The 12306-nt window shown below is 35.7% G+C and carries 8 protein-coding genes; 7 read left to right on the plus strand and 1 reads right to left on the minus strand.

Going from position 1 to position 12306, the window contains the following annotated elements; all coding sequences use genetic code 11:
- Positions 1 to 51: 51 nt before the first annotated feature.
- Positions 52 to 192 (plus strand): hypothetical protein, encoded by a 141-nt coding sequence (locus tag ACPF9A_RS10790; RefSeq protein WP_424004326.1) that lies wholly within the window; start codon positions 52 to 54, stop codon positions 190 to 192.
- Here the strand turns inward: ACPF9A_RS10790 and ACPF9A_RS10795 are convergent.
- Positions 189 to 1493, minus strand: a complete 1305-nt coding sequence (locus ACPF9A_RS10795; RefSeq protein ID WP_424004328.1) for an alpha/beta hydrolase family protein — start codon at positions 1491 to 1493, stop codon at positions 189 to 191. The two genes, ACPF9A_RS10790 and ACPF9A_RS10795, sit on opposite strands and share 4 nt — an antisense overlap.
- Positions 1494 to 1800: 307 nt before the next feature.
- Between ACPF9A_RS10795 and ACPF9A_RS10800 the strand changes: the two genes are divergently transcribed.
- From ACPF9A_RS10800 to ACPF9A_RS10825, 6 genes are all read left to right on the plus strand, one after another.
- Positions 1801 to 4932: a WD40/YVTN/BNR-like repeat-containing protein gene (locus tag ACPF9A_RS10800; RefSeq protein WP_424004457.1), complete on the plus strand. Its 3132-nt coding sequence runs from the start codon at positions 1801 to 1803 to the stop codon at positions 4930 to 4932.
- 168 nt (positions 4933 to 5100) lie between these two features.
- Complete coding sequence (locus tag ACPF9A_RS10805) at positions 5101 to 8226, plus strand: VPS10 domain-containing protein (RefSeq protein WP_424004330.1); 3126 nt, start codon at positions 5101 to 5103, stop codon at positions 8224 to 8226.
- 210 nt (positions 8227 to 8436) lie between these two features.
- Positions 8437 to 8988 (plus strand): CopD family protein, encoded by a 552-nt coding sequence (locus ACPF9A_RS10810; protein ID WP_424004332.1) that lies wholly within the window; start codon positions 8437 to 8439, stop codon positions 8986 to 8988.
- 43 nt (positions 8989 to 9031) lie between these two features.
- The gene (locus ACPF9A_RS10815; RefSeq protein ID WP_424004334.1) at positions 9032 to 10075 is read left to right on the plus strand and encodes a sensor histidine kinase; all 1044 of its coding nucleotides are present in this window, start codon (positions 9032 to 9034) and stop codon (positions 10073 to 10075) included.
- The gene (locus ACPF9A_RS10820) at positions 10072 to 10761 is read left to right on the plus strand and encodes a LytR/AlgR family response regulator transcription factor (protein ID WP_424004336.1); all 690 of its coding nucleotides are present in this window, start codon (positions 10072 to 10074) and stop codon (positions 10759 to 10761) included. Before ACPF9A_RS10815 ends, ACPF9A_RS10820 begins: the two co-directional genes overlap by 4 nt.
- Positions 10762 to 10885: 124 nt before the next feature.
- Positions 10886 to 12244: a DUF3500 domain-containing protein gene (locus tag ACPF9A_RS10825; RefSeq protein WP_424004338.1), complete on the plus strand. Its 1359-nt coding sequence runs from the start codon at positions 10886 to 10888 to the stop codon at positions 12242 to 12244.
- Positions 12245 to 12306: the final 62 nt, after the last annotated feature.

The raw sequence follows: 12306 nt of genomic DNA on the forward strand, positions 1-12306 counted from the left end.
CTCAGAAAACATTTTCCGTAAGTAGCTTTAGAAATCCTAAAGAATACTGTTATGAATTTTATTTTATCTCAATTAATTGCCGGTGCCATATTTCTATTAGCATGGAAACTTAAAGAATTGATAAACAATCAAAACACCTATGTAAGGCTACTTAAGGAAAATGTCATTAAAGTCTCAAAAACTAAATATTAGTTGGCAGGTTGAGCATGTAATAACTCCATACCTGTAGAAGACCTTGGTTTAAAACCTGTCCAGTCTTTTTCATTTGAATTTTCTTGTACATCTAAAAACTGAGCGTTGTCTTGACTTTTAAGATGATTACCAATAAATGCAGTTATAAAGTGTTGATTTACGTTGTTAATTTTACGTTGATCCCATGATGGCTCTGCATATCTATAGTATTCATCGATATGTAAACCTGGTGCCAATGCTTCTACTGGTGCTGGGTTAGGTGCAACATTATGTCTTGCGCTTTGGTAAGTCAATAGATAGCGATCTGCATTTATTGCACCCTCATATATGGCTTTAATACCTTTTTCGTACCCTGAAATATCATCTTCGCTTCCAGCAATAAAGAAAGTAGGCGTTTTTAAACCTTTTAGTCCCTCTACGTCCCAAACACCACGTTCCATTCCCCATGGTGCGAAAGCTACTATTGCTTTAATTCTAGCATCAGCTAATTTTTCGTATTCTGCATTACCTGCCGTGTTTACAGAAATTGCAGTGCTGCCACCTGTCATCCCTGTAAAAAATTGACCTAAACCTGCGCTATATCCAGCTCCGCCGACATTTAGTACTCCGTAGCCTCCCATAGAATATCCTATAATTGCGGTGTTGTTAGCATCTACAAGTCCCTCGATTTTATTTTTAGAACCTTTTGCTCCTAATTTTTCCATTTCATTGATTACAAAACGAATATCTTTTGGTCTGTTCAAAAGTGTACTTTGAAACGCGTTGGCATCTTTGAATGTAGAGTCTGTATGGTCAATTGCTGCGACAATATATCCTTTAGAGGCTAAATTCTCTGTTAGGTATGTCATTAAAAAGCGTGACCCCACATAGCCATGAGATACTACTACCAAAGGAAATTTAGTCCCTTTTAATGCTTCTGCATCTCTGTAGGATCTTCCTTTGAAAGTAAATGGTGTTAATGGTCTTAGCGAATCTCCTCTTGTGCCCATTACTTCATCATAAACTACCGTTTTGGCATCGGCACCTACGCTTGCTGGGTACCAAACTTCTATAGTTATCGGTCTGTCATAACTTGGGTCTTTACCGTCTTTTGAATTTAAAATATCAACTTGATTCGGGTTTACAAGGTTTACTGTTTGTACGCCAACTTTATATTCGCCTCTAGCACTTAGTTCTGGTGCATCGGGCATTTGGTCTCCATATAGAAAATCTTGTGTCTGGGCATTTATAGAAGTGATGCTCAATCCGTTAAAAAGAATGGCAATTAAAGATGCCGAAAATAATAGTGTTCTAAATTTCATAATTGTTAGTTTGTTGGCTTAAATATAGGAATACTTTAAATATCTAGTACATTCTATTTAAGATGTTGAATTGCTTTTTGCTTGATGGATGATATTCTTGCTTGTAGTGTAGTGCATAGAAATAGCATCCGCTACTGAGAATTAAGTATAGAAATACGAAGCTTATTCTCAATTTGACAATTGTACTTCTTATGAAATGCTAATAAAATCTTAAAATCAACAATTGCCCAACAAAATGTTTAATTTTAGAGAAGACTAACATCAAACTATCAAAATGAAAAAGCACCTTACCAATGCTGGCATTCTCATGCTGGCATGTTTCCTATTACCTTTATCCTTACTAGCTCAAAAAAGGAGTAAAACTCAAAACAACGCACAAATATATCCAGAAGAATTATACTCTAGTTTAGAGTATCGTTCCATAGGTCCATATCGGGGTGGGCGTTCTGCAGCCGTAACCGGCGTACCTGGCGAGCCTAATCTATTTTATTTCGGCGCAGCTGGTGGTGGAGTATGGAAAACCTTAGATGGGGGCCGTACTTGGGATAACATATCAGATGGATATTTTGGAGGTAGTATTGGTGCCGTTGAGGTTGCCAAAAGCGACCCGAATGTTATCTATGTAGGTGGAGGAGAAAAAACCCTAAGAGGAAATGTCTCGTCTGGTTACGGAGTTTGGAAAACAGAAGATGGGGGTAAAACATGGGCTTCGGCAGGTTTAGAAAAAAGTAGGCACGTACCTAGACTTCGTGTACACCCAACAGATTACAATACGGTTTATGCCGCTGTATTAGGCGATATTTATAAACCGACCAAAGACCGCGGAATTTATAAAAGTACCGACGGTGGCAAAAATTGGAAGCAGGTTTTGTTTGTAAACGAACAAGCAGGGGCTGTTGATTTAACTTTCGATCCAAATAACCCTAGAATTTTATATGCTTCTACATGGCATGCACAACGTACACCTTATAGCTTAATTAGTGGTGGTGATGGTTCTGCTTTATGGAAGAGTGTGGATAGCGGTGAAACTTGGACAGAAATTTCTAAGAACGAAGGTTTTCCAAAAGATACCTTAGGTATTATTGGTGTAGCTGTTTCCCCAAAAAATTCAGAGAAAGTTTGGGCAATCGTTGAGAATAAGGAAAAGGGAGGTTTATACCGTTCTGAAGATGGTGGTAAAACATGGTCTGTTGTAAATGAAGAACGTAAAATTCGCCAACGAGCTTGGTATTACACTAGGGTTTATGCCGATACACAAGACGAAGATGTAGTTTATGTGCTAAATGTAAATTACCATAAGTCTACCGATGGCGGTAAGTCATTCAATACTTTTAATGCGCCACATGGGGATCATCACGATTTATGGATATCTCCAGAAGATTCGCAACGTATGATTATTGGCGATGATGGTGGCGCACAAATTTCTTATGATGGTGGCGAAACTTGGAGTACGTATTACAACCAACCTACGGCACAGTTTTATCGAGTAACTACAGATAACTCTTTCCCATACAGAATATATGTTGCACAACAAGACAATTCTACTTTACGTATAGATCATAGAAGTGATGAAAATTCTATTGGTGATGGCAATTGGGAAGAAACCGCTGGTGGTGAATCTGCTTGGATTGCTGTCGACCCTAAAGACAACGATATTGTTTATGGTGGTAGTTATGACGGATTCTTAACTCGTGTTAATCATAAAAAGAAAACAGTAAGGGGTATAAACGTTTGGCCTGATAACCCTATGGGTGCAGGCGCAGAAGCAATGAAGTATCGTTTTCAATGGAATTTCCCTATTCTGTTCAGTAGACATAATCCGAAGAAATTATACACCTTTTCTAACTATGTACATGTTACAGAAAACGAAGGGCAAAGCTGGAAAGTATTAAGTGGAGATTTAACTAGAAACGACCCAACTAAATTAGGTTCTAGTGGCGGACCAATAACACAAGATAATACGAGTGTTGAGTATTATTGTACCATTTTTACTGCAAATGAGAGTCCGTTAAAAGAAGGAATTCTTTGGGTAGGTAGTGATGACGGATTAATTCATGTTTCAAAAGATTCTGGTGCTACTTGGGAGAATGTTACTCCGCCAAATATGCCAGAATGGAATATGATAAACAGCATTGAACCATCAAACTTTGACGAGGGTACCTGCTACGTAGCCGCAACTAGATATAAGTTAGGTGATTTTCAACCATACTTATACAAAACTATGGATTACGGTAAAACCTGGACAAAAATAACGAACGGTATTCCTGAAGAACATTTTACAAGAGTAGTACGTGAAGACCCAAAAAAGAAGGGTTTACTTTATGCCGGAACAGAAACCGGTATGTATGTGTCATTCAATGACGGTGCTAGTTGGTCTCCTTTTCAATTGAATTTGCCAATTGTACCTATTACAGATTTAACCATAAAAGATGATAACTTAATTGTAGCTACTCAAGGTCGTAGTCTTTGGATTATTGATGACTTAACGGTGCTTCATCAATTAGATGAAAGTAAAAAGAATGCGAATACCGTTTTATTTAAACCAAAAGATTCATACCGCACAAAAGGTAGAGCATCTAAAAAACCTTCTAAAACTGCGGGACAGAATTTAGAGAATGGTGTAATCACTCATTTTCTGATGAAAAACTATACAGAGAAAGATTCGGTTCAGTTAACGTATACAAGTATGGCTGGCGATACATTGGCTCTTTATAAAAACCATTTGAAGAAAGGTGGGTCGCTGAGCGGAGTCGAAGCGAAGAAGTTAGAAGTAAATAAAGGCGGAAACACTTTTGTTTGGGATACTCGTGGTAAAGGAGCTGAGAAACTAGAAGGAATGATTTTCTGGTGGGCTAGTTTTGACGGTGCAAAAGCGGTACCTGATAATTATAAAGTCCATTTGAATGTGAATGGAACTAATAGTAGCGAAACATTTACCATTTTACCAGATCCAAGAGCAGAAAGTTCGGTAGCAGAAATGCAAAAGCAATTCGATTTTATTACTGATATCAATACAACCATCGAAAATGCGCATCAATCTATAAAGAAGATTAGAAATGTTACCAAACAACTGAATTCATTTACCGAGCAGTATAAAGACGATGACAGAACTAAGGATTTGGTCGAAAAGGCAAAAGCCATGAAAGATAAACTTGGTGAAGTAGAAAAAGCATTGTACCAAACTCAAAACAGAAGTGGTCAAGATCCATTGAACTTTCCTATTAAATTGACCAATAAATTGGGTCATTTAAATAGTTTGGTTTCTATAGATGATTTTCCGCCAACAGAGCAAGATGTTGCTGTTAAGAATGAATTGACAACTGCAATCAATAAAGAACTTGAAATTTTTAATAACGTAATCTCGTCAGAGCTTCAAGAATTTAATAAAGGTTTTAACGAGCTTAAATTGAATTACTTGTTCATTGATGAAAGTAAGTAAAATACAGTTTTGTCATTTCGAGTGAATTTTTGAAGTATGAAAAAATTAGTATCGAGAAACCTTTTGTGTACCAAAGGTTCTCGATACAGTTTTTATTTACGTTTTACTCCAAGAAAATCCACTCGAACTGACAATATAAATATCTAAAGAACATCCAAACAAACTATCATGAAAAAACAACTACTCTTGTTTATGGCGGTACTTACAACCACCATAACTTTTGCGCAGACAGCCAATGATTATTTTAAACCCTTAAAATTTAGAAATATTGGTCCGTTCAGGGGTGGACGTTCTGTAACTGCTACGGGAGTTATTGGTGATCCCATGACGTATTATATGGGTACGACTGGTGGTGGAGTTTGGAAAACGGAATCTGCAGGGCAACGTTGGGAGAATATTTCTGATGGATTTTTTGAAGTAGGATCGGTTGGTGCGGTTTCCGTATCGGCATCGAATCCGAATATTGTTTATGTGGGTATGGGCGAACACGCGCCACGTGGGGTAATGACATCTTACGGAGATGGCGTTTATAAATCTACAGACGCTGGTAAAACATGGAAGAAAATGGGACTTGAGAAAACCCAGCATATTTCACGAATTATCATCCATCCTACAAATCCAGAAATTGTTTATGTGGCTGCGCAAGGTGCACTTTTTGAAGGTAATGCCGAACGTGGAATATATAAAACTACAGATGGAGGTAAAACGTGGACAAACACTCTATTCGTAAACAATCTTACGGGAGCTTCTGAACTTTCTATGGATGCTAGCTATCCTGATATTATGTATGCTGCCATGTGGGAACATCAACGTATGCCAAACATGGTTGTAAGTGGAGGACCAGGTAGCGGACTTTATAAATCTACGGACGCAGGAGATACTTGGAAAAAAATTCATGAAGGTTTACCGGAGGAGAAAGGAAAAATGGCAATAGCTGTGAGTCCGTCGAATTCCGATAAGGTATACGCATTAATTGAAAGTGATTCAGATGCCGATAAAGGCGGATTATTCGTTTCTAACGATGCAGGTGAATCATGGACGATGGCTAGTGGTGATAACCGATTAGTACAACGTGCTTGGTACTATATTGAGGTTTTTGTGGATCCTAATGATGATGACACTGTTTATGTGTTAAGTGCCCCTGCATTACGCTCTGAAGACGGGGGAAAAACATGGGAGGATGTTGACGTTGCCCATGGTGATACACACGATTTATGGATAAATCCTACCAATTCTAAAAACATGATTTTGGCAGATGATGGGGGTGCTTCGGTATCCTTTGATTATGGTTTTACATGGTCTACACAAAGCAATATGCCTACTGCGCAGTTTTATAGAATTAGTGTAGATAATCTATTTCCGTATAATATTTATGGTGGTCAACAGGATAATACCTCTGTAAAAATTGCAAGTTTATCTACAGGTAGCGGTAGTATTACTACAAGAGATTGGACAGATTCTGCAGGTGGTGAAAGTGCCTTTTTAGCATTTGATCCAGATAACCCAAGATATGTAATGGGAGGTCAATATTTAGGTACGGTTGAGGTTATGGATATGGAGTCTAAGGCAGCAACTCAGATTATGCAGGCGCCAATTCAATATTTAGGTCGCGAGGCTAGAGATATGAGGTATTTGTTTAACTGGAATGCACCAATTATTGCATCTACACATGAATTGGGTACCTTTTATCACGGAGCGCAATATGTATTTAGAACACGTGATATGGGTCTTACTTGGGATAAAATTTCTGATGATCTTACCCGAGATATCGATGCTAAACAAGGTAATGGTGGCGGACCATATACGAACGAAGCCGTTGGTGCTGAAAACTACGGTACACTGGCATATATATTAGAATCTCCACATGAAAAAGGATACATCTGGACAGGTAGTGATGACGGATTGGTGCATTTAACCAAAAATGGTGGCGAAACTTGGGAAAATGTAACACCTAAAGGTTTAAAAGAGTGTTTGATCAATGCAATTGAGGTTTCTCCGCATGATCCTGCCACTGCTTACATTGCTACAACTAGATATAAGTTTAATGACTACACACCAGGTTTTTATAAAACAACCGATTATGGAAAAACTTGGACTGCAATCAATTCCGGAATTCCATACGGTGCTTTTACTCGTGTAGTTCGTGAAGACGAGTTTAAGAAGGATTTATTGTATGCAGGTACGGAAAAGGGTATCTATGCTTCTTGGAATGGCGGTAAATCTTGGGAGCCTTTTCAATTGAATTTACCAAAGACTCCAATTACAGATTTAAAGGTTCACAAAGGTGATTTGGTAGTAGCTACATCGGGTCGTTCATTTTGGATTCTTGATGATGTTGTTGCTCTTGGGCAGTATCAACCTTCAAAAAAGGGACTTCAGATTTTGAAACCAAAAGATGCCTACAATGGTTCTTGGGGTAGCCCATTGAGTGGCAATTCTGATAAATTTACCGGTAGCGATGCTTTTGAAGGTATTAATCCTGCTAACGGAGTAGTGCTATATTATGAGTTACCTAAATTGAAAGATAGTACTGCAATTGCCTTAGAAATATCAGATGCTAAGGGAAAAGTAATTAGAACTATAAGCTCAAAAAAAGACCCTAGTTATATTCCTCATAATGGTGGTGGCGCTCCACCTGCACCGGTTTTAAGCAAAGAAGAAGGGTTAAACCGTTTTGTTTGGGATATGAAATACCCAATTATGCCTGGTATACCAGGTGTTTATATTGAGGCAGGTTTTAGCGGACATAAAGTATCTCCTGGTACGTATACTTTTAAATTAAAGGTTGATGGCCAAACAGTTTCTACTACAGGTATAATTAATGAAGTGCCCACCTATGAAACCAAGTCAGGTCAGTACGAAGAGTATGATGCTTTTATGACCATAGCAGAAGCAGAAATGACCGAAATGCACAATATGATTAATCAGTTATATGCTGCACAAAACGATTTAGCGGAAGTGTTGAAAAAGGTAACTGATGCAAATGCGAAATCAGTTGGAGAAAAATTATTAGCAGACATGAAAACATGGGATGGCGATATGATACAACGTAAATCTCAAGCATACGACGATGTAGAAAATTTTCCTAATAAGTTTTCTGCCGAATATATATTTATGATTAATCAGACGAATAGTGATATTCCAAGATTGAACAAAGCGAGTAAAGATCGTAAGGCTGAGTTAGACGCACAATGGGCTGGGTTAAAAGCCAAAGGCAACCAATTCATAAACACGGCTATACCTGCTTATAATAAAACGTTATGGGAAGCGGGAGTTGGCGCTATAAGATTATAATCTAAGTTCTTTCCGCTTTTGCTAACTTTGGGCTTAGTTTAAGATTAGAAAATAGAAAAGAGAATTTAGAAAAGAGAGTCGAGAAAAGAGAATTGAGAAATTAGTTTTGCACTTGAATTTTGAATTTGAATTTGAATTTGTCTCTTGAACTTGAACTTGAGTTTTGAACTTGAACTTGTCTCTTGAACTTGAGTTCGTTTTTATAAGCCTATGACAGAATATTACAACTATATAAAATCCCTGCATCTCATCTTCGTAATAACATGGTTTGCAGGGCTTTTTTATATTCCGAGATTGTTCATTTATCATATAGAAGCCAACCAAAAATCATCGCCTGATAAAGAAATTCTTTCTAAGCAATTGAAGTTGATGACTAAACGGTTGTGGTATATCATCACTTGGCCATCTGCTGTATTGGCAACTTTTTTTGCAATTTGGTTATTAATTATTTACCCGGGTTGGCTAACGCAACCTTGGATGCACGTAAAATTAGGTTTCGTATTGTTGTTGATTTTTTACCATTTAAAAAACCACCAAATTTTCAAGAACTTTCAACGCGATGATATTCAGTATACTTCTAAATTCATGCGTATATGGAATGAAGGTGCTACGCTGATTCTATTTGCTATTGTGTTTTTAGTAATTTTGAAAAGCACTTTTAATTGGATTTTTGGCGTTTTAGGTATTATAGTTTTAGGTGTACTTTTAATGTTGGGGATAAAGCTATACAAGAGAATCAGAAATAAAAATCCCGAGGCTTAAAGATTGTTTTGTACAAGTGAAATAGTGAAAAAAATAAATGCAATTGGTATTAAAGAATAAAACGCTGGTTATTCATTGGTTAATGGCTTTTTTCATCATTAGCATTCCAGTTTTGAGTTCGCCTGATTTGAAAGACGGTACAAAGCTATTTTCAAACTTTCATTTTCTTCGAAATTTCTCATCATATGTATTAATGGCAGGTTTTTTTTTCTTGCATTATTATGTCTTGTTTCCAAAATATTATAGAAAAGAAAAACTTTGGTTATATATCTTGTTGATTATAGCTTCTTGTTTTTTAGTTTTTTTTCTCCCAGACATAGTATCATCCACATTAGGTAGATCTGGGCACATGGGTCCTCCACCGAATACAGTAGGTAACTCTCAAGAAAATTATATTTTTAGAATAATTAGTTTTAACAACGGTATTATTTTTCAATTTATTGCGATTTGGTTGTTGTCGTTATTCTTAAAATTTAATGAACGATTAATTATTGCGAATAATGAAAAGTTAACTGCAGAGGTCAATTATTTAAAAGCAAAAATAAATCCGCATTTTTTATTTAATACTTTAAACAATATTTATTCATTGGCGCTTACCAAATCATCTAAGGCACCAGAAACCATTCTAAAACTTTCTGATTTAATGCGATATATCGTTACAGAAAGTGAAAATGAAAGGGTGGCTTTAACTAAAGAGTTAACTCATATAGAAAATTTTGTTGGGCTTCAAAAGTTAAGAATAAGTAGTAATACGACGTTGAATTTTAAAATTACTGGTGAACCGAAAAACCTTTTAATTGCTCCTATTATATTAATTAATTATATCGAAAATGCATTTAAATTCGGTGTAAATCCAGATTTACAGTCTAAAATTAGTATTGATATCACTATTGATGAAGGTTATATAATTTTATTAGTAGAGAATAATATAGTGGTAAATACGCAAGAAACTAAAATTTATAGCACAGAAGAAGGTATGTATAATACCTTAAAACGCTTAAAGATTGTGTATCCTAATAAATATAAACTTGATATTAATAATAATGGGGAAACTTATTCATGCTTGCTCAAAATTGATTTAAGATGATTAAAGCCATTGCAATAGATGATGAACCCTTGGCATTAGATGTAATACAGGAATATTGCCAAAGTATTGATGGTATACAATTAAAGCAAACCTTTGTTTCGCAAGATAAAGCGCTTGATTACCTAAATAATACTGAGGTCGATTTAATTTTTTTAGATATTCGAATGCCAAAATCTAATGGTATTCAATTATATAATTCACTTACACAAAAAATCAGGGTTATTTTTACTACAGCGTTTAGTGAGTATGCGGTAGAGGGCTTTAATCTTAGTGCTATAGATTATCTGCTAAAACCATTCTCTTTAGAACGTTTTTCGGTTGCAGTTGAAAAGGTTAAAAAAGACATTGGGCTTGAACTTAAATTAGAAGAGAAGCAAAATTACCTAATGATTAAGGCAGATTATAAATTATACAATATTCCATTAGAAAAGATTGTATTTATTGAAGCTTTAGATGATTATGTTAAAATACATCTAGTTGGTCAAAGTAAAATAGTAGCTAGACATACCATGAAAGGAATTCTAAATAAGTTACCTGTTAAGGAATTTCAAAGAGTTCATAGGTCTTACATAATTTCGGTAAATAAAATAGACGCCATAAAAAAAGATAGTATTGAATTAGAGGAATTTACCATTCCCATAAGTACTACTTACAAAGACAAATTTTTGAAATTTATTAACACTTAGGTAGTTCTTACCGCAAAATTATCTGAGTTCACCTCATTTTTAATTTACCAATTTTAGTTTTACATAATATTGCCATCATATTACTTCGATGTATTTGATTTTAAGTAATTTAATTTAAAATATTATGAGAAAAATTAAGAATAGCTTTTACTTACTTTTTACGGTTTTAACGTTTGGTTCTACCACATTGGTTTTCAATTCTTGTAGTAATGATACGAGTACTTCAGAAACTGCCGATGAAGATACTGAAACTGATGAGGATTCTGACGGCGATAGTACAGTAGCTTGTGAAACAACAGGTGAATTAGATCAATCTACTAATACAGAAATTGAGACTATGCGCCAAGCGGTAGTCGATTTTAGAAATTCTTTATCGTCTACTTTATTAGATGATGCTTCAGTTTGCCTAGATGATGAACGTTTTTATTTATGGCATAATACCCCTGCCAATAATAACAATAGAGATGGTATTACCTATGGTGATTTATCTGACGATCAATTAGTTGCTTTTAAAGATATTCTTCAATTGTTTTTAAGTAGTGGAGGGTATCAAAAAGTATATGAAATTACTGAGCTTTCTGAAGGTTGGTTGAATAACGTACAAAGCAGTGTTTGGGATCCTGAGTTTTATTCAATAGATATGTTTGGAGATCCAGAAACTAGTGGTTCTTGGGGTTTTCAGTTAGATGGGCATCATTGTGCCATAAACTTTTTGGTTCATGGAGATAATGTATCTATCGTACCTGCATTCTTAGGAGGTGAACCTGCTGCGGATACGTGGAACGGAGAAGAATTTGATATATTCTCAGATGAAAGAGATTTAGCTTTAAACCTATATAACAGTTTAGATGCAAATGAGCTTACTTCTGCATCTTCTATATCTTCTACTCATTCATTAGAAGTTGGACCTGCAGATATGAACGGTGATCCTGATCCGTATATTGGCACTTATGATTATTCTGGTTTTACAACTGGTTTAAAATATTCTGAAATGTCTACAACGGCGCAAGCCAATTTAATAGTGGTCATGAAAGAGTACGTTTATAATTTAACAGATTCTTTTGCAGACATATGGTGGGCAGATATCATGGATAATATAGATGATACTTATTTTGTCTGGATAAATGATTCTGGGTCAACACCAACCGCAACTTCTCAATTTTATTATAGAGTATATAATCCTTATTTATGGGCAGAGTTCAATACAGAAGGTTCAACAGGTGCTAATTCGTCCACTATTGCCGATTACAATCATGTGCATACCATAACGCGTATCCCAAATAATCCTTCAACAGATAATGGTGGAGATTACGGTATTTTTGCTTTTATGATCAACCAAAATGGTCCGAAAACTCTTTTAGAACATTACGTATTAGCTGATCATCATAAATCAAGTAAATTTAAATTTGATTATTATATTAAAACTGAATTAAATAACTCGTCTCATACCCATAACGGAAACACACATTTTCACGAAGGTTAAGACTTAGTATATATTCTTTTGAGATGGTCGTAAAATGCAAATATTTGGTTTGTGTTTTACGG

The sequence above is a fragment of the Maribacter sp. IgM3_T14_3 genome, assembly GCF_049603095.1.
Taxonomy (GTDB): Bacteria; Bacteroidota; Bacteroidia; order Flavobacteriales; family Flavobacteriaceae; genus Maribacter.

Coding starts and splice junctions, on each gene's coding strand:
- ACPF9A_RS10790 (WP_424004326.1), top strand. CDS start 52: ATGAATTTTATTTTATCTCAATTAATTGCCGGTGCCATATTTCTATTA.
- ACPF9A_RS10795 (WP_424004328.1), bottom strand. CDS start 1,493: ATGAAATTTAGAACACTATTATTTTCGGCATCTTTAATTGCCATTCTT.
- ACPF9A_RS10800 (WP_424004457.1), top strand. CDS start 1,801: ATGCTGGCATGTTTCCTATTACCTTTATCCTTACTAGCTCAAAAAAGG.
- ACPF9A_RS10805 (WP_424004330.1), top strand. CDS start 5,101: ATGAAAAAACAACTACTCTTGTTTATGGCGGTACTTACAACCACCATA.
- ACPF9A_RS10810 (WP_424004332.1), top strand. CDS start 8,437: ATGACAGAATATTACAACTATATAAAATCCCTGCATCTCATCTTCGTA.
- ACPF9A_RS10820 (WP_424004336.1), top strand. CDS start 10,072: ATGATTAAAGCCATTGCAATAGATGATGAACCCTTGGCATTAGATGTA.
- ACPF9A_RS10825 (WP_424004338.1), top strand. CDS start 10,886: ATGAGAAAAATTAAGAATAGCTTTTACTTACTTTTTACGGTTTTAACG.